21 protein-coding genes are annotated in these 18,025 nt (G+C 57.6%); 11 read left to right on the top strand and 10 right to left on the bottom strand.

Translation table 11 applies throughout. The features are described from left to right. Positions 1–38 precede the first annotated feature (38 nt). The 6 genes from RCI_RS07065 to RCI_RS07040 form a co-directional block, all read right to left on the bottom strand. The gene (locus tag RCI_RS07065) at positions 39–1,010 is read right to left on the bottom strand and encodes an ornithine cyclodeaminase family protein (protein WP_012035724.1); all 972 of its coding nucleotides are present in this window, start codon (positions 1,008–1,010) and stop codon (positions 39–41) included. A 166-nt stretch (positions 1,011–1,176) separates the two neighbouring features. Further along, on the bottom strand, positions 1,177–1,617 hold the full coding sequence (gene speD, locus RCI_RS07060; RefSeq protein ID WP_081477294.1) for an S-adenosylmethionine decarboxylase: 441 nt from the start codon (positions 1,615–1,617) through the stop codon (positions 1,177–1,179). Positions 1,618–1,887: 270 nt separating this feature from the next. After that, entirely contained in the window at positions 1,888–2,262 is a 375-nt protein-coding gene (locus RCI_RS07055; protein ID WP_012035723.1) for a desulfoferrodoxin, read from the bottom strand. A 9-nt stretch (positions 2,263–2,271) separates the two neighbouring features. Then, a complete protein-coding gene (rbr, locus tag RCI_RS07050) occupies positions 2,272–2,856 on the bottom strand; it encodes a rubrerythrin (RefSeq protein WP_012035722.1) in 585 nt (194 codons plus the stop codon). Between the two features lie 89 nt (positions 2,857–2,945). Beyond that, entirely contained in the window at positions 2,946–3,869 is a 924-nt protein-coding gene (locus RCI_RS07045; RefSeq protein WP_012035721.1) for a S1C family serine protease, read from the bottom strand. Between the two features lie 98 nt (positions 3,870–3,967). Beyond that, on the bottom strand, positions 3,968–4,648 hold the full coding sequence (locus RCI_RS07040) for a hypothetical protein (protein ID WP_048198216.1): 681 nt from the start codon (positions 4,646–4,648) through the stop codon (positions 3,968–3,970). 177 nt (positions 4,649–4,825) lie between these two features. Here RCI_RS07040 and RCI_RS07035 point away from each other — a divergent pair, with 177 nt between their 5' ends. Next, complete coding sequence (locus tag RCI_RS07035; RefSeq protein WP_012035719.1) at positions 4,826–5,539, top strand: hypothetical protein; 714 nt, start codon at positions 4,826–4,828, stop codon at positions 5,537–5,539. Between the two features lie 57 nt (positions 5,540–5,596). Here the strand turns inward: RCI_RS07035 and RCI_RS07030 are convergent, their stop codons facing one another. Further along, entirely contained in the window at positions 5,597–6,439 is an 843-nt protein-coding gene (locus RCI_RS07030) for a nitroreductase family protein (RefSeq protein ID WP_012035718.1), read from the bottom strand. A 171-nt stretch (positions 6,440–6,610) separates the two neighbouring features. On the opposite strand from RCI_RS07030, the gene RCI_RS07025 reads away from it, so the two are divergent. Further along, on the top strand, positions 6,611–6,958 hold the full coding sequence (locus RCI_RS07025; RefSeq protein WP_048198215.1) for a hypothetical protein: 348 nt from the start codon (positions 6,611–6,613) through the stop codon (positions 6,956–6,958). 220 nt (positions 6,959–7,178) lie between these two features. Here the strand turns inward: RCI_RS07025 and RCI_RS15735 are convergent, their stop codons facing one another. From RCI_RS15735 to RCI_RS16960, 3 genes are all read right to left on the bottom strand, one after another. Beyond that, positions 7,179–7,775, bottom strand: coding sequence for a TetR/AcrR family transcriptional regulator (locus tag RCI_RS15735; protein ID WP_012035716.1), 597 nt, complete (start codon positions 7,773–7,775; stop codon positions 7,179–7,181). Between the two features lie 431 nt (positions 7,776–8,206). Further along, positions 8,207–8,770 carry a class I SAM-dependent methyltransferase gene (locus RCI_RS07015; protein WP_081477293.1) on the bottom strand — a complete coding sequence of 188 codons (564 nt, stop codon included), beginning with the start codon at positions 8,768–8,770 and terminating at the stop codon, positions 8,207–8,209. A gap of 60 nt (positions 8,771–8,830) precedes the next feature. After that, entirely contained in the window at positions 8,831–8,974 is a 144-nt protein-coding gene (locus tag RCI_RS16960) for a hypothetical protein (RefSeq protein ID WP_158308883.1), read from the bottom strand. Between the two features lie 623 nt (positions 8,975–9,597). On the opposite strand from RCI_RS16960, the gene nifH reads away from it, so the two are divergent. Genes nifH through RCI_RS06970 form a run of 9 tightly spaced genes read left to right on the top strand, consistent with a single transcriptional unit; the run spans position 9,598 to position 17,987 of the window. Next, the gene (nifH, locus tag RCI_RS07010) at positions 9,598–10,422 is read left to right on the top strand and encodes a nitrogenase iron protein (RefSeq protein ID WP_012035713.1); all 825 of its coding nucleotides are present in this window, start codon (positions 9,598–9,600) and stop codon (positions 10,420–10,422) included. A gap of 14 nt (positions 10,423–10,436) precedes the next feature. Beyond that, positions 10,437–10,763, top strand: coding sequence for a P-II family nitrogen regulator (locus RCI_RS07005; RefSeq protein WP_012035712.1), 327 nt, complete (start codon positions 10,437–10,439; stop codon positions 10,761–10,763). Between the two features lie 15 nt (positions 10,764–10,778). Next, positions 10,779–11,198 carry a P-II family nitrogen regulator gene (locus RCI_RS07000; protein ID WP_012035711.1) on the top strand — a complete coding sequence of 140 codons (420 nt, stop codon included), beginning with the start codon at positions 10,779–10,781 and terminating at the stop codon, positions 11,196–11,198. Between the two features lie 13 nt (positions 11,199–11,211). Continuing rightward, positions 11,212–12,819, top strand: a complete 1,608-nt coding sequence (nifD, locus tag RCI_RS06995) for a nitrogenase molybdenum-iron protein alpha chain (RefSeq protein ID WP_012035710.1) — start codon at positions 11,212–11,214, stop codon at positions 12,817–12,819. Positions 12,820–12,825: 6 nt separating this feature from the next. Then, entirely contained in the window at positions 12,826–14,205 is a 1,380-nt protein-coding gene (locus RCI_RS06990) for a nitrogenase component 1 (protein ID WP_012035709.1), read from the top strand. 38 nt (positions 14,206–14,243) lie between these two features. After that, a complete protein-coding gene (nifE, locus tag RCI_RS06985) occupies positions 14,244–15,623 on the top strand; it encodes a nitrogenase iron-molybdenum cofactor biosynthesis protein NifE (RefSeq protein ID WP_048198213.1) in 1,380 nt (459 codons plus the stop codon). Then, positions 15,620–17,032 carry a nitrogenase component 1 gene (locus RCI_RS06980; protein ID WP_012035707.1) on the top strand — a complete coding sequence of 471 codons (1,413 nt, stop codon included), beginning with the start codon at positions 15,620–15,622 and terminating at the stop codon, positions 17,030–17,032. The genes nifE and RCI_RS06980 overlap by 4 nt, the downstream gene beginning before the upstream one ends. Position 17,033: 1 nt before the next feature. Beyond that, entirely contained in the window at positions 17,034–17,342 is a 309-nt protein-coding gene (locus tag RCI_RS06975; protein WP_012035706.1) for a 2Fe-2S ferredoxin, read from the top strand. 15 nt (positions 17,343–17,357) lie between these two features. Next, positions 17,358–17,987 carry a Fe-only nitrogenase accessory AnfO family protein gene (locus tag RCI_RS06970; protein WP_012035705.1) on the top strand — a complete coding sequence of 210 codons (630 nt, stop codon included), beginning with the start codon at positions 17,358–17,360 and terminating at the stop codon, positions 17,985–17,987. Positions 17,988–18,025: the final 38 nt, after the last annotated feature.

Here is an 18,025-nt window from a genome sequence, read left to right as displayed (position 1 = left end):
CTGCTGGAAAACGAAATACATTGCGGTGCCTGCCGGTGTCAGAACTCAAATTCCAGGCCTCTGCCTGCTTTCAGAGCGCGTTCGTAGACCATGTGGGCTACGGCCATGTCCTGGATGCTCAGGCCAGTGGAGTCGAACACAGTGATCTCGTCGACCGTGCGGCCGGGCTTGCGGCCGGTGATGACCTCGCCGATGGTGCCGGCCAGCTTTTCCTCGTTTATCAGGCCCTGGCTCCAGGGCACGTTGATCTCCCCTGAGTGGGACGCTTGCTCTACTGAGTCGACGAAGACTCTTGCTTTGAGGGTGAGTTCAGTATGTAGTTCCTGCTTGCCCGGGGCATCGGCGCCGATGGCGTTGATGTGAGTGCCCGGCATGATCCACTCATCCCTGATTATCGGGGATCTGGCCGGCGTGGTGGTGGCTACCAGTCTGGCATCGACCGCCTCCTCCGGCGTCTGGCAGGCTGTGGCATCGTATCCCATGTATTTTTGAATGCGGGCGGCCAGTGCCTCCGAGTGCTCGATGCGCCGGCTGTAAATTTTTACATGTCTGATCCGGTCCTTGAATATGCTACGATAGGCGAGTATCTGGGCCCACGCCTGGCGGCCGCTGCCGATCAGCCCGACTGTGGAAACGTCTCTGGCCAGGTGTTTTGCGGCAATGCCGCCGGCGGCTCCGGTGCGCAAGTCGGTGAGGTACGTGCCGTCCATAATTGAGATTATCCGGCCGGTCTGCGGGTCGTTGATCAGGACGGTGGCCATGACTGTGGGGAGCCGGTGCTCCCGGTTGCCGGGGTGGACGTTCACCCACTTGAGGCCTGCCGTGTTTAACGAAGGCACGTAGGCAGGCATAGCCCTGAAGTCGCCGCTGCCCGGGATGTCGAGGTACATCTTCGGGGGCATGATCACTTTGCCCTCTGAATACTCCCCGAAAATTCTCTCTACGGCAGGTATGACGTCATCCATCGCAACCGCCGCCTCGATGTCAGAACTGGATAAAAGCCTCACCATCAGTCGATAGCTCCATTATCCATGTCGCAGCGGTACGTTTAAATTCTTGCTACCGGTTAAGGCGGGAAATGGCGGGGTCCCTCTGCCTCTGGGTAAAAAGCGATAGCTATGCTTACAGCTATGCGGGAAGAGAAGAAAAAAGGTGATATAGGTCAGGCCTTAGTATTTATTCAGCCTTAACCTTCTTCATTACAGGCTTGATTTCGGCAGGGCGTACGCTTTCGTCGTACATCCTGGGCGTGACAGTCATGTTGCAGCCCTTTGCCCCGAAGTATTCCATGGTGAACTTCTTGACTGCCTCAGGCTCGAAGTCTGCGCAGGAGAACACGTCGATGTATGCAGAGTTGTCCGACTCGGAGAAGTGGCCGCTGATGCAGCTGGTCTCGATGAACTGGAACATCGAGTAGCCTGCCAGGGGAGTTCCCTTCTCGCCGAAGAGCTCTGTGTAGCAGGGACCGTAGCGCTTCATGTGGATGACATCGTCGCAAAGCTCTACTACGTAGTCGTTAAGTGCCTTACCGTCTTTGATCTTATCGTTGCACCCGAATAAGTCGAGGCTGACGAGCAGCCCCCATGCCTGACCCGTGGGAGAATATCTACAGTTCATTGAAGTGCCTCATTACAGTGGTTGAATATTTAAACTTTTTGGCGGCCTTCGGCCGCAAGAGAGTAAAAGATCATTGTGGCAAAGTATGCCGAAATAACGGGAAGCGGACTGCGGCATAAGCTTCATAAAACGGGCTGAAACAAAGAGTATGAAGTCAAGCCTAAACCGGGGAGAACACAATTATCTTTAATTTATCTTTAATACTAATAGAAAACGAGTAAAAGCCCCGGGACTCGCGTCCCCGGGCCACTCTGGCGCAAAAGCGCCCTTTCAGGCCTTCCACAGTCCGTGGAGGTTGCAGTACTCCCGGGCAGTAACCTTCTCTGCAGGGATGCAGAACTCAGCCTCCGGCTTGTCCCCGGGCTTCAAAAACTTTTTATAGGTCTTGCCGTCGGCGATGACTTCTATCATCTCAATGTAGTGCTTCTCCTCCATCGGGTGGGCTACGGAGCCTACGGTCACCTTGAAGCCGGCAGCCGTCTTCTCGATCACGGGCACGTGCTTCTCTTTGCTGGCATCTACTGTGTTTTCGTTCTGCAGTACCATGGGCTGGCCGCAGCAGACCAGCGCGCCGCCGCCTGCGTGGATGACCTCAACGATGTTGCCGCAGACCGCGCATTTGTAAACCTGGTTAAGTTCTGTCATTGTGTCGCCTCAGTAAGTCTCGCACTGTCTCTGGTAGTAGGACTTGTCGTGGTCGCAGGACGGGCACTTCTCCGGGGGAGCCATGCCGTGGTGCAGGTAACCGCACTTTCTGCATACCCAGTAGACGGGCTCCGGCTTCTTGAACAGCGTCCCGGCTTCGATCTCCTTCAAGAGCTTCGCGTACCTGTCCTCGTGGTGCTTCTCCGACTGGGAGATAGACCTGATGCGCCGGGCGATGTCCGGGTAGCCTTCCATCTCCGCCACTCTGGCGAACTCGGGGTACAGCGAGGAGTGCTCCATCCGCTCGCCTGCGATGGCCGCCTTCAGGTTGTCGGCCGTCCTGCCCCACGTGGTCGGCATATCTGCCTCGACGATCACGGGGTCCAGCTTTTCCCCGGTCTGGGTCAGGACCTGCTTGAGCATCTTGAAAAACCACTCTGCGTGCTCGTGCTCGTTATCGGCGGTGATGGTAAAGATCTCGGCGATCTGCTCGTAGCCCTCCTTTTTGGCAGTGCTCGCGTAGAACGTGTATCTGTTTCTGGCCTGGCTTTCGCCTATGAAGGCTTTGGTCAGGTTCTCGATTGTCTTCTTCATAGTAAGCGCCTCGGTTAATATAGCTTAGTTATATGCAGGAATCGTAGAAATACTTGCTAGTTTATCGCTCGCCACTATGGCGCTCCGGCTTACATTGTGGGCGTCTCGGCCAGTCTCACGCTGACGGGGCCTTCAAGGTTGCCACGCCTGATGATCAGGGTGATCACGTCGCCGATCTTCTTTTTCCTCACGTAGGAGGCCAGCTGGGACATGTCAGTCACCTTCTGGCCGTCGACGCTCAGGATGATGTCGTTGGCAGTGATGCGCTGCTGCCCTGCCGGGCTGTTGGCGAACGCCCGGGTGACGAGGATACCTTCGCTGGCGCTCAGGTTATAATAGTCGGCCAGCTCTTTCGTAATCCCCAAACCCAGGATGCCCAGCCAGGGTCGGACGACCTTGCCGTGCTCGATCAATTCTCTGGCGATGTGCATCGCCGTATTGATGGGGATGGAGAAGCCGATGCCCTGGGCGAACGGAATGTTCGCGGAGTTCATGCCGATGACTTCCCCCGCCTTATTAAATAGCGGCCCGCCGCTGTTGCCCGGGTTGATGTGGGCGTCGGTCTGTATGAGATTCTCGAAGACGCCCCTGTCGGCCTGGATGGTGCGGTTGAGCGCGCTGATCACTCCCACCGTCACGGTCGGCCCCCGGAGCATGAAGCCGAACGGGTTGCCGATGGCGATGGAGATCTGGCCGACACGGATCTTGTCCGAGTCGCCCAGCTTCGCCGCCTTGAGCTTCTTCTTGCCCGGGTCCACCTTGACAACCGCCACGTCCGACATCGGGTCGGTGCCGACCAGCTTGCCCTCGAATCTCGTGCCGTCGAAGGTGCTCACCACCATACTGTGGGTGTTCTCTACTATGTGGTTATTAGTCAGGATGTAGCCCTTCGGATCGATCACTATACCCGAGCCCATGCCCTGCTGGGGGGTGACGTTCATATAGGCGTCCTGCATCAGCATCACAGTATTGATGTTCACCACGCAGGGGCTGGATTTCTCGATGATCTGCACGAGCAGTTCCTCATCAACCGGTATAATAGTAAAGCCTCCTAAGAGTAAACGTATGGAAGGCTGGATATAAAAAGGCTTACAAGAATTAGCAGCGGGCTCTAAGGCCCGGCTGTTACTGTGTCGATCTCTTTTATGGCCATCCGGGCCGCCTCCTCGGCGACCTCGAAGGACTCGAAGGAATAGGCGAGCACGTACAGGTTGCTATACCTGGCCACGACGGTATAGCTGCCCTGGCCGAAGACGTCGGCCCGGTACTTCTCGCTGCCGTCGCCGACTGTGGAGCTGCCGGCATAGGTGATGTTGTTGACCCCGCCCCAGTTATATGAGGGGTTGTTGATGAACCAGAGCGACGAGTCCAGCAGCTGCCGCAGGGACTCGAAGCCCGTCATGACTGTGAAGGGGCTGCCTGCCTTCGCCACGTAGACGCCGAAGGTCTCTGCCTTTGAGCTCCCGGTGTAGTTGAAGTATTTGTACTCGTAGATGCCCGCCGTGTCTATGGCCTGATCTGTGGCAGTTTCGATGTCTGAGCGGGGATACGCGAGCTCGCCGAGGACATCGATGATGCCGGCCTTGACTTCGGCGCGGCTGAGCTGCGTGTCGGTTTCCCCGAGGTGGTACTGCTTGCCGCCGATCGACGGGCTGTCGGGGAGCGTGATCTCGGTGACGGACTTTTTGTACTTGCTCAGCTGGCTGTCGAGGCCGCAGCAGAAGATGCAGCCAGAGCATAGTGTCATGGCGGCGATTATGGTGGCGGCGAGGAGTATTTTAACGGCGTTCACTGGCAATACCTCAGGTTGCGGTCTGCGGAAGACCGGCTGTGCAACCGTTTGGACACCGTGGGATATAAAGACGACGGCATGGCAGCCAGGCACTTATCGCGGCAAGGTAATCCTTAAATAGTAAATGCAGCATTGAGGGGAGACCATCAGGTATGACATACCGGAGTATAAGCTACTATGTATGAAGAGCCAGTTCTGCTGGAAAAGATCGAAAAACTTTCCCCGCAAAAAATCACCGAAAGCGTGTTCGAAAAAGTGCAGACATTCTTTTTTCTGAGCATCATCATCTCGTGGTCCTGCTGGATGCTGCTGCTTGCATCGGCGAAAGGCGTGATACCCTTCCAGTTCGACGTTACCGGCAATGTCCCGGGTTTCCTGCTATATGCCGGCGCGATGACGGGCATGTGGCTTGCCGCTGTCTTCCTCCGGGAGCCCGGCAAAGGGCTGGCGCTGGCAGAGCTCAGGCCGATGTTTGCGGTCCTCGGAAACTGGAAAAAGAACCTCCACTGGTACCCCGTCGCTATCCTGGTCCCACTGGTCGCAGAACTGCTTGCCCCGACCGCATATTCGATCGCCGGAGGCAGCGTACACGGCTTCAATCCGGCCAGCCCGGACTGGCTACAGGTAGCCGCCCTGCTCGGCCTCGGCATCCACTTCTCCATCGCGCTGATGATCGCCGGGCCAGGCTACCTGCTACCCATGCTCGACAAGGCCGATATCGGCCGGCAGAAGGCAAGCTTCATCGCCACGCTCATCACCCTCGCGTGGCTGTTCCCCCTGATCATGCTGGTAGTAATCCAGCACATGAGCTCCGGGACCGGCGCCTATATGATCGAGACCGTCCCGCTGGCGCTGATGCTGTTCTGGCTGTACTACACGGCCAGAGTATAAGGGCAGGCCAGGCGAGGACAACTAAAAAAGAGCCTTCAGGCCGGGAGTATGACGCCCCTATAGCTCGAACCGCCACACTGCCCGGCCCTCTTCTTCGCCGGGCGAGACCCTGCAGCCCACGTTCTGCAGCCCCAGCCCCAGCCAGAAGTGGCAGGCACATATGCCGATGTCTACGTCGGGGTGCTCCCACTTGAGGTGCCTGTAGCCTGCAGGCATGGCGATGGTCACGGTCTTGAAGTCCGGCGAAACAGTAAAGCGCCAGTGCTGGCTGTTGGCGGCCGAAGGGGCTTTCCGGGCGAGGTCGATCGCGTAAGCAATTTCCCGGGGCAGGTCTTCTTCTTTAACGCCTCCCTCCAGCAGTTCTCCGACAGGCTTGCGCTTGTAGCTGATGAATGCCCCGGTCAACCGGTCCGCCAGCCTGATGCCCCCCTTCTCCCAGTACCCTACCGGCGAAATGCAGATGGCTCGCTCGCCAGGCACCACGCCACTGCCGTAGCCCCATTTAGGCTGAGGCTGCGCCGCGGCTTCTCCGAGGTGGGGCAGCAGCCGCTCCAGCTCAGCCATCGAGTAGTGGCCGTACCAGCAGGTGGCCAGCCCGAGAGCAGTAGCGTAGAGGATCACCATTTCCCCGACGAAACCGGCCGCAGATATTGACTTTACATCAGTCTTCGCCATAAACGCCACGTTGTCGGGAGGCGCCATTTTCAGGGCGTAGAGCCGGCTGCCCGGCGGAGCTTTGAAAAAGCGTACTTTGACACTGTGCTCGAAGGGGATCTGCATGCCTGACTGAGCAAATTCCCGGAGGTCGGACATCGTCTTCGCTTCCACCGGACGCGGCTCGTAGCTCCGGACAGACCTGCGGGTATTAATAGCAGCTTCCCAGTCGATGGTATCAGGCATTTCAGTCAGGCTCCAACCGAATATTTAGAGGCTGTAACATTATAATTGCTGCTTGAAAAGACGGCAAGAGCCAGTCTCTGCCAGACAGCCCCGGCATTTCTGCGCTCATCTGCGTCTCAACACTTTTATTCCCCGGTTACAGACTACCACGTCAAAGATGGTGGTGTTGAAATGGAACAAGCAAGCCTGACCAGAAAAGCGCTTATTGCACTGATACTAGTTTCGATGCTGGTCGTTCCCGCGCTGGCGACCTCGACTGAAGCGCAGCTCTACCAAAGCCAGTTCTCGCAGTTTGGCTCCGGCATATACGGACAGCAGCAGTACCCGTACACTCAGCAGCCCGGCCTGCTTCCGCAAAGCAGTTGTCCACCGGGCTATTATTACGACTCGTACTCCCGGCAGTGCGTGCCTGCCCAGCAGCCCTATCCCCCCGGCGGGCCGTGCCCCTCCGGCTACTTCTACGACCGGTTCAGGCAGCAGTGCGTGCCATACATGACGGCGCAGGGCTATGGCTATTGAAGAGAACGGCTGAAGGAAAAAGAAAGGAAAACCCGTTTTTATTTTTTACCTGCTCTGCCGGCAACCGCGAGCACCGTACCCAGTCCGATCAGCGCTATTGCAGTGATACCCATAGCGAAACCGGGTGTAGCCTGAGCCGTGGCTGCCTATGTCAGAGTTGCCGTCTGAGCGGTCGGCGGTGAAGCTGCTGGCATAGGCGGCCTGCGCCGAGAAGCCAGTCTCACCGGCCAGTTATCTCCCTGCACAGCATGTCTAATAGCAGCTCTTCAACAACCGGAGTATCAGCGTATATCCGCTCCTTGTTCATGACCGCCAGCCAGACCACGTTGAACAGCCCGCGGATTACTTCCGGCCCATGTTTGGGAGAGTATCCCTTAATCCTCAAAACTTCGAACAGCTCGTTGAAAAAGCACTCCTCATCCTGCTTGTGCTCACTCTGCTTCTCCTTCGAGAGGATGCGGCTGATTTCGTCGCTCTCCCCGGAGTCGTACAAAGTCTGCAGCAGCGGGCTCCGGCCGAGCATCATGAACAGCTCGCGCAGCGCCTCCCGGACATCTGCCGGTGTCACCTCGGGCAGCTGCGCCAGCCTGTCGACCAAAACACCGTAGGCCTGGTATTCCTCCCGGATCAGCTCGAAGACCAGTTCCTCTTTCGAAGGAAAGAAAAGATAGACGGTCCCCTTGCCGATCTCCGCCGCCCGGGCTATGTCATCGATGGTGGTCTTCTTCACCCCGTACCGGGCGAAGAGCGTCCTGCCCTCATGCATGATCTTCCGGCGGACTTCCGCACGATCTTCATCCGAAAATTTTCTGGCCATCTTTACACCTTTTTTCGAGTATATGCACCATCGATATTCAATGGAAAAGCGATCTGCAGTTGTTCTGATCTGGCGTTTGCAAGCCGCCAAGCACGCCAAGGAGCCAGGCACGCCAAGGGTACCTATATCTTTCTTGGCGTGCCTGGCTCCCTGGCGTTACATGAAAATGTATAACTTGGCGCTCTTGGCCTCTTGGCGTTCTTGGCGGTATTTTCGACATATGCAGGGCCAACTTCTAATTTTTCATAGCCTCTACCTGAATACCCCATTTATCATGAGGCGAGTGCTTGGCGGTATTTCAACCAGATGCTAGGTTACCGCTTATCGTTCATAGTCCGTATACGGAAATATTCGCAATCGCGATCGAATCATTCTGCGATTCAGGCATGATACACATTTTTTCTGTCACACGCTAATAATCGACATTTGGATTATAGCTTCCGGCAGAGGTAGCTGCGCATCACGAAGGGCACACTATACCGCATATCCAGTATCTCAAATCCATTAGCCTTCACCGCAGCCTCAAACTTCGCCCACCCGAAGGTATCTTCCTGAGGCTCCTCGACCACGAAGATCCCACCCTTGCGGAGCAAACGCGCAGCCTCTTTCACCGCTTTCGGCCAGTCCGGGATGTGATGTAGGACAGTGATTGCAAAGCAGGCATCAAGGCAATTATCCGGTAGATCGAGCCGGCGCATATCGCCCACGTAGAAGTCCACTGGCAGGCCTTTGGTTTTCGCCAGCGCGATCTGCTCGGGCATGTAGTCAAAAGCGATCATTTTCGAAGGGGCGAGTGCTTCCAGCAGGTATTTCGTGCCGAGGCCGGACCCGCATCCGGCATCCATGATCACTTTGCCTTCCAGGCTGATGCCGGCATTCCGCAGCATCTTGCGCATGATTCTTATTTCCTGGTTTTTCAGGAACCAGCCCCTCCAGGAACTGTCCAGTGCCCTCATCTGGCTCTCGGTGAGCCCTATCGACGGTATTTCATCCATTATATCACTATGACCAAATGACTAATTTGGTCATAGAGTCATTATGTGGCAGGAGGTACTTCAAGCTTGCGATCTGGAAATGGAAGAGGCGAAAAACGACTTATCAAGCGTGTCCTCCCAGGCGACCTCATCGGCCAGGCTGATGGGTATCGACCCGAGAAGAGCGGCAACGAAGCAGATTCCCGGCGATGCGGCGAGTTTCACCCGGTTAGTGCAGTCAATGTGAAACCCCTTTAAGAATTTTCATATGGGAAGACAGGGCTAACTAGGTGACCAGCATAATCAGGCATTTTTATATAAATAAACTGTCTTCGAGTCATATAGTATTACGTGTAGTAAAATCACATAACATAAGTCTAATATTCTTGTATTTGAAAATAAACTGTATCTATAAATATTATTGCAACAATTTTTACCGAAATCACCGGTCATGTAGCATATGAACATTTCATATATACTTAGATTACATTGCCTACATTCTCCGATTTTATCGTATTGAATATGATTGTTTAAGAAAAATTTATGCCGATAATACCTGATATTTCATAACAAACATTTAAATAGTAGTACAGGGAAGTTAGTTTCCGTAAGTCCAAGGTTACATGCGACAGCACGAACTCTACGGTCAATGCGGCACCGGCAGGCCGGCTTAAGCCGGGAATTATACCGCCGATGTTGGGCCCAGTATTATCGGGCCCATCTATGAACAAACTCGCCGGGACGTGTGCCTGTTGAGAGAGGCTGCGCCGGAAACCTGCGGCTACGCTTGAGATGGCGAAAGGCAGCTGCAACTGCAGCTACAACAGATAATCCAGGAGAACTAAACGATGCGACAAGTGGCAATTTACGGAAAAGGCGGCATAGGCAAGTCTACCACGACGCAGAATACGGTAGCTGCGCTGGCCGAGTCGGGCAAGAAGGTCATGGTCGTAGGCTGCGACCCGAAAGCCGATTCCACCAGGCTGCTGCTCCACGGGCTGAACCAGAAGACGGTGCTGGACACCCTGCGGGACGAGGGCGACGACATAGAGCTCGAGTCCATCCTCAAGACGGGCTTCGGCGAAACCCGGTGTGTGGAGTCGGGCGGCCCCGAGCCGGGAGTGGGCTGCGCTGGCCGTGGCATCATCACCTCGATCAACATGCTGGAGCAGCTCGGCGCTTACACCGACGACCTGGACTACGTCTTCTACGATGTGCTGGGCGACGTCGTCTGCGGTGGTTTCGCGATGCCCATTCGCGAGGGTAAGGCCCGGGAGATCTACATCGTGGCGTCGGGCGAGCTGATGGCCCTCTACGCGGCGAACAACATCGCCAAAGGCATAAAGAAGTACGCCGAGACCGGCGGAGTCAGGCTGGGCGGCATCATCTGCAACAGCAGGAAGGCGGACAACGAGTACGCCCTGGTCAAGGCGGTCGCCGAAGAGATAGGCACCCAGATGATCCACTTCGTCCCGAGGGACAACATCGTCCAGCGGGCGGAGATCAACAAGATGACGGTCATCGACTTCGACCCCGCTGCAAACCAGGCGAACGAGTACCGGAAGCTCGCGAAGGCGATCGACGAGAACCAGATGTTCGTCGTCCCGAAGCCCATGACCCAGGACAGGCTGGAGGAGCTGATGATGAAACACGGGTTCCTGGACGCGGTGTGAGGAGGTATCGGACAATGTTACTGATCAGATCAATCGTCCGGCCGGACAAGAAAGGCGTCGTCCTGGCAGAGCTGTCGAAAGCCGGCTTCCACGCCGCAACCGTGGTAGACGTGGTAGGCAGAGGCAAACAGAAGGGCATCAAGATGGGTAGCATGGTCTACGACGAGATCCCCAAGACCCTCATCATGATCGCCATCGAGGACAAGGACAAGGACGCCGTGATCGGCACAATCCTGAAGAGCGCCAGAACCGGGGACAACGGAGCCTTCGGCGACGGCAAGATCTTCGTGAGCCAGGTCGACGATGCCTACACCATCTCGAGCGGCCTGAAAGGCCTGTAATCTGGAGACGCTACGATGAAAGAGATCATAGCGATCGTGCGGATGAACAGGACGGGCGCGACCAAGAAAGCGCTGATCGAGGCGGGCGTGGCCGGCTTCATGGCGGTGAAGGTAGAGGGCAGAGGCAAGCTGGTGGCTGACCCGGCGCTCATCGAGAAGCGGAAGGCCCAGCTCATGTCCATGAGCTTCGACGACGTCACGGAGGCCGGGGCCACCGAAAAGCTGGTGACCGACTTCCTGGACGGGACCAGGCTGTTCCCCAGGCGGCTGTTCACCGTGCTGGCGCACGACGAGGACGTGCCCAGGATCGTGGAAGCCATCATGAGAGCGAACAGGACCGACTGCAAAGTAGGAGACGGCAAGATCTTCGTCATGCCCATGCACGATGCGGTAAGAGTCCGCACCGGCGAGGCAGGCGAAGCAGCCATATGGTAGTGAGGGAAGCGCAATGGCTATCACAGACAAGAAACTCGAGGACCTGCTGGCGACTTACCCCGATATCGTCAGGAAGAACCGGAAGAAGCATATCCTGATCAAGAACTCTGGCGAAGCCTGCCAGCAGATCGAGGCCAACACCAGAACCATACCCGGTATCATCTCCCAGCGAGGCTGCTGTTTTGCAGGCTGTAAAGGCGTGGTGGTCGGGCCGATCAAGGACATGGTCCACATCGTCCACGGCCCGGTAGGCTGCGCGTACTACTCGTGGGGCACCCGGAGGAACAAGGCGAAGGCGGACGACACTACGCCCAGGGAGAACATCTACTCCACCCTCTGCTTCACCACTGACATGCAGGAGCCGGACATCGTGTTCGGCGGGGAGAAGAAGCTGGCGAAGATGATCGACGAAGTGGTCGAGATGTTCCACCCGAGGGCCATCTCCATCAGCGCCACCTGCCCGATAGGATTGATAGGCGACGATATCGGCGCCGTGGCAAAGGCCGCACAGGAGCGGCACGGCATCCAGGTGGTGGCCTTCAACTGCGAAGGCTACAAGGGTGTCAGCCAGTCTGCCGGCCACCATATAGCCAACAACAACCTCATGGAGCACGTGATCGGCAAAGGCGCCCAGCGAAAGCCCGGGAGCTACGTCATCAACCTGCTCGGAGAGTACAACATCGGAGGCGACGGCTGGGAGCTGGAGCGCATACTGCAAGAGATCGGCTACACCGTGAACTGCGTGCTGACCGGCGACAGCAGCTACGTGGATATCAGGGGTCTCCATTTAGCGGACCTGAACCTGGTCCAGTGCCACCGCTCTATAAACTACATCGCGGAGATGATGGAGACTAAGTACGGCATGCCGTGGCTGAAGGTCAACTTCATCGGGGTGGATGCGACCGCAAAATCCCTCAGAGAGATAGCCCAGTGCTTCGGGGACGAGGCGCTTGTACAGAAGACCGAGGAAGTCATCGCCAGAGAGATGGCCATAGTGAAGCCCGTAATGGAGCACTACCGCAAGCTGCTCCAGGGCAAGACTGCCTTCGGGTTCGTCGGAGGCTCGAGGAGCCACCACTACCAGTACCTGCTCCGCGATTTAGGCATGGAGATGATCGTGGCGGGGTACGAGTTCGCCCACCGGGACGACTATGAAGGCCGGCAGGTCATCCCCACGATCAAGAGCGACGCGGACTCCAAAAACATCCCGGAACTGCATTTAGAGCCGGACAAGGAGCGTTACCAGGAGGCGAACGTCTACCTGAACATGTCGAAGGAGCAGTTCGAGGAGCTGAAGAAAAAGGTCCCTCTCAGCTACTACGAGGGCATGAACACGTCCATGAAGGACGGAGAGGTCATCATCGACGACATCAACCACCACGAGTTCGAACGTCTCGTCCGGGAGCTGAAGCCGGACTTAATACTTACGGGTGTCAGAGACAAGTACATCGCCCACAAGCTCGGCGTCCCGTCGAGACAGCTGCACTCGTACGACTACACCGGCCCATACGCAGGCTTCAACGGTGCGATGACCTTCGCGAAAGAGGTAGCGAACGCGGTGTCGACGCCGGCGTGGAAGCTGGTGACGGCCCCGTGGGAACAAGAAGAGATAAAGGAGTGATCAAGGATGCTTGAGTGTATCCCCACCAGAAAAGTCGAACATACCGCCGGCAAGATTAATCCGGCCAAAACCTGCCAGCCCATAGGCGCCATGTACGCCGCGCTCGGCATACACGGATGCCTGCCCCACAGCCACGGCTCACAGGGCTGCTGCGCGTACCACCGGATGGGCCTGACCAGGCACTTCCGCGATCCGATCCTGGCGAGCTCGAGCTCCTTCACTGAAGGGGCTTCGGTCTTCGGCGGCGGCGCTAACCTCAAGACCTCGATCAGGAACGTGTTCAAGATCTACAACCCGGAAATCATGGCGGTCCACACCACCTGCCTCAGCGAGACGATCGGCGACGACATCCCGACCATCATCAGGCAGGCAGAAATACCCGAAGGGAAGATCGTCATCCACGCCAACACCCCCAGCTATGCCGGATCCCACATCACCGGGTTCTCGAACATGACAAAGGCGATGGTCACCTACCTCGCCGAGGCAGACGGCCAGCCGAAGAAGAATAGAGTCAACATCCTGCCAGGCTGGGTCAACCCCGGCGACATGCGAGAAATCAAGCGCCTGGTAGCAGACCTCGGGGTAGAGATGATCATGTTCCCCGATACGTCTGACGTAGTCGACACGCCCCTGACCGGGAAGTACGAGATGTACCCCGAAGGCGGCGCCACTGTGGCCCAGATCAGGGACTCGGGTAACTCGAGGCTGACACTGGCACTGGGCGCCTGGTCATCCGAAGCCGCCGGTGCGGAGCTGCAGGAAAAATGCGGCGTCCCCTGCGTGCCGCTGCACATTCCGATTGGCCTGAAGGCGACTGACGATTTCATCATGGCCCTGAAGAAAGAGTTCGGCATCGCCGTACCGCACTCGCTCACCGTCGAACGGGGCCAGGTCGTCGATACCCTGATCGACACTCACTTCCACTACCAGGGGAAGAAGGTGGCAGTCGTCGGCGACCCGGACATGGTGATCCCGCTGACCGAATTCCTGCTGACCATGGGCATGATCCCGGTATACGTCATGACTGGCACCCCCGGCTCGAGGTTCGAGACCGAAATCAGGGCGATGCTGGAACAGGCGGGCATCAAGGACAGTGACGACAAAGTCGTCGTCAAGGCAGAGGGTGATCTGTTCGAGCTGCACAAGTGGATCAAGGATAACCCCGTCGATCTGCTGATCGGCAACACCCACTGCAAGTACATTGCCAGGGCGGAGGACGTGCCCATGGTGAGAGTCGGGTTCCCGATCTTCGACAGAGCGGTGCACTACCTGATGCCCATCGTGGGCTACAGGGGCTGCCTGCGCCTGATCGAGCTGATCAGCAACGCTCTGCTGGAGAGAAGGGACAGAGACGCTAAAGACGAAGATTACGAGCTGATCCTCTGATGATCAGCTCTTTGCAAAGGAGGAGATGAAAAGTGAACATGGACTGTACGGTGTCGCCGGCCCCCGAAGCGCTGATCGAGGAACGCCAGGGCTCTATCCAGACAAAAGGCAAGAGCAAGGGCCACATCAGCTGCACCAGCGACAGCCTCGCCGGAGCAGTCAGCCAGCGGGCCTGCGTCTACTGCGGAGCGAGGGTAGTCCTGAACCCCGTGACGGACGCGGTCCACCTCGTGCACGGCCCCATCGGCTGTGCCACGTATACGTGGGACATCAGGGGAAGCCTGTCCAGCGGCCCGGAGATGTACAGGAACAGCTTCTCGACTGACATGAAGGAGCGAGACATCATCTTCGGGGGCGAGCAGAAGCTGGCGGCCTGCATCGATGAGATCGTGGCAAAGCACAATCCTCCGGCAGTATTCGTATATTCCACGTGCGTCGTCGGCGTCATAGGCGACGACCTCATCTCCGTGTGTAAAGAAGCCACTCTGCGCCACGGCATAGACGTCATACCTGTGGAGTCGAGCGGCTTCAAGTCGGGTAACAAGGTCGTAGGTTACCGGGCTGCTGCCGAAGCCCTGATGAAGCTGATCAAGCCCGCCGAAGGCCATGTTATAGAGCCGACAAAGAAACTGAACTTCCTTGGCGAGTACAACCTGGGCGGGGAGATGTGGGTGGTGAAAAAGTACCTGCGGGAGATGGGCATCGAGCTCAACGTCGCCTTCACCGGCGACTCGACTGTCGCCGCTCTTAAACAGGCCCCGGGCGCCTGCCTGAACCTGGTGCAATGCACCGGTTCCATGCACTACGTGGCAAGCCAGATGGAGAAGGTGTACGGCATCCCGTACATGGACGTGAACTTCTTCGGAGCGGAGAACACCGCTGATTCGCTGCGTAAGATCGCCGCCTTTTATGGCGATGAAGAGATCATGCGCCGGACCGAAGCGCTCGTCGAGCGCGAGCTGTCGAGAATCAGGCCTGACATAGAGCGTTATCGTAAAAAACTGGCCGGAAAAAGGGCGGCGATCTACGTGGGCGGCGCTTACAAGGCCGCAGCCCTCATCCGCCAGCTGAAGGAGCTCGGCGTGGAGATAGTCGTCACCGGGACGCAGACAGGAAAGAAAGAGGAGTACGAGAACCTCAGCAGCCTCCTCTCGAATGGCGCCATCCTCGTCGACGATGCCAACCCCGCGGAGATCGAGAAGTTCCTCCGGGAGATGAAGGTCGACGTCATGGCGGGCGGAGTCAAAGAGAGAGTGCTCGCCTACAAGCTCGGCGTCGGGTTCATCGACCACAACCACGACCGGAAAGAGTGCCTGGCCGGGTTCGAGGGGGCCGTCAACTTCGCCAGAGAAGTCTATACGACGGCCTGCTCCCCGGTCTGGAAACACCTTAAGACGCCCCGGGAGGTGTCCCTGTGACCGACAAAGTGAGAATGGTCAACGAGAACCAGTGCCAGACGTGCATGCCGCTGGGCGGGGTGATAGCCTTCAAAGGCGTGGAGGGCGCCATGGCGCTGGTCCACGGTTCACAGGGCTGCAGCACCTACATGCGGCTGGCCAGCGTGGAGCACTACAACGAGCCGATCGACATCGCCTCTTCCTCGCTGAACGAGAAGCAGACGATCCACGGCGGCGAGGGAAACCTGCGGAAAGCCCTGGATAACGTTCTGAGGATATACCAGCCCGCGGTCCTCGGAGTAGTCACCACCTGCCTCACGGAGACGATCGGGGAGGACATACAGCGGATGATCAAAGGGTATGTCGACCAAAGGTCGATTGTCGACCAGAGGTCGGTTGTCGAGCGAGGCCTGAAAGGCGTGGACATCATACCGGTGAACACTCCCAGCTACGCCGGCAGCCAGTCGGAAGGGTTCTGGGCGGCCGTCAGGGCGATCGTCGAGTACTTTGCCAGGCCAGCTGAAAAGCACGGCGGTATTAACGTAATAGTACCGCACATCAGCCCCGCCGACATCCGGGAGATCAAGCGTATCCTGGACCTGGCGGGCATCGAGTACACGCTGCTGCCCGACTACTCCATGACGCTGGACCGCCCGTACGGGGGGCAGTACACCAGGATCGCCCCGGGAGGGACTCGCACTGCGGACATCGCCCGGATGGCCGGCGCCAGGGCCACCATCCAGTTCGGGCTGACCTGCCCGGAGGAGCTGTCGCCCGGACGGTACTTGCAGCAGGAGTACGGTGTACCATTGATCAATTTACCGCTGCCGATCGGCCTCGAAAACACCGACCGGTTCGTCGAAACGCTCAGTCAGCTCACCGGCATGCCTCTGCCCGAAACACTGGTCGTAGAGAGGGGCTGGCTGCTCGACGCCATGGCCGACACCCACAAATACAACGCCGAAGGCAGGCCGGTCATCTACGGCGAGCCCGAGCTGGTCTACGCCTTTGCCAGCGTATGCGCCGAAAACGGGGCTTACCCCGCAGTCGTCGCCACCGGCACCCGCAGCAGCCGGCTAACCGCCCGGCTAAAGCTGCTGCTGGCAGAAGCAGACAGACAATGTGTGCTTCTGGAAGAGACCGACTTCACGGCCATAGAATCTGCGGCAGTATCGACTGCCGCTAACATCGCCGTCGGCCACTCCGGCGGGAAGTTCCTGACCGAGCGGCGGGGCATCCCGGTGGTGAGGATGGGATTCCCCATCCACGACCGGATCGGTGGACAACGGATACTCTCGGCAGGCTACGCCGGCACGCTGGCGTTCCTCGACAGGTTCACGAACGCGCTGCTAGAGCAGAAATACGCCTCGTACAGGCAGCTGAAAAGAGAACAGCTCCTGGATCCTATTTCAATTGAAGGAGACCAGTAACATGCAGAAACCATCCAGACACATATTCATATGTACAAGTTCCAGACACACAGGCCAGCAGAAAGGCTTCTGCCACTCGAAAGCCGGTGTAGAAGTCTTGCAGAAGTTCATGGAAGAGATCGAGATGCGGGAACTGGGCGGCGAAGTGTTCGTCAACAACACAGGCTGCTTCGGCATCTGCGAGAAAGGGCCGATAGTGGTCGTGTACCCGGATAACGTCTGGTATAAGTCGGTCACGTCCGATGACGTGACAGAGATCATAGAATCGCACATCGAAGGCGGCAAAGTAGTCGATCGTCTGGCATTTTAGATAAGCGGAGAGAAAATGGCAAGGGAGATAGCAGTATTTCAGAATGCGGAAGGCGTCAGCGCATCGCTCGGCGAGCGGGGAAAAGTCGCCGTCTACCGGCGAGCCGGCGGCTCCTGGGACGTCGGCCGTGAAAAGGAATTTTCCATCGGTACTGTTAAGGGAATTCGCGAGCTTCGCCTGGGTATGAGTGATATGCTGCAGTTCCTGGCCGGCTGTAAGATCTTCGTCGCCCGGTCTGCCGCGGGAGTCCCGTACTTTGAGCTGGAAAAGGCAGGCTGCAGCGTCTGGGAAATCGCAGGCAGACCGGAGGAGTTCCTGGACCAGGTATGGGAGAACGAAGAGAGTGAGAGATCCACCCCGCCCGAGGCCACTTTCGCCATTCCCGTGCCCGCGGAGATCTCCCCGGGCAATTACTACATCTCCATCAAGGAGATCCAGGAGAAGAACGCTGACATCAGCAGCAAGCAGGTGCTGCAGCAGTTCGTCAGGCATGGGTGCTACAGCTCGCTGGTAGTCGTCTGCAGCCACGTGCCCCCATGGATGGAGGCGGAAACCACAGCAAACGGGCTTACATTCGAGACGGAGCGGCTGGGCAGAAGTGAGTTCATGGTAAGGATCGCCAGAGGGCCTGAAGGGAGGAGGTAGATACGATCACTTGCCGGACAGCACGAAGGGCCCTGCCG

Source organism: Methanocella arvoryzae MRE50 (assembly GCF_000063445.1).
In the GTDB taxonomy this organism is placed as follows: Archaea; Halobacteriota; Methanocellia; order Methanocellales; family Methanocellaceae; genus Methanocella_A; species Methanocella_A arvoryzae.
This window is presented reverse-complemented; position numbering and strand designations above follow the sequence as displayed.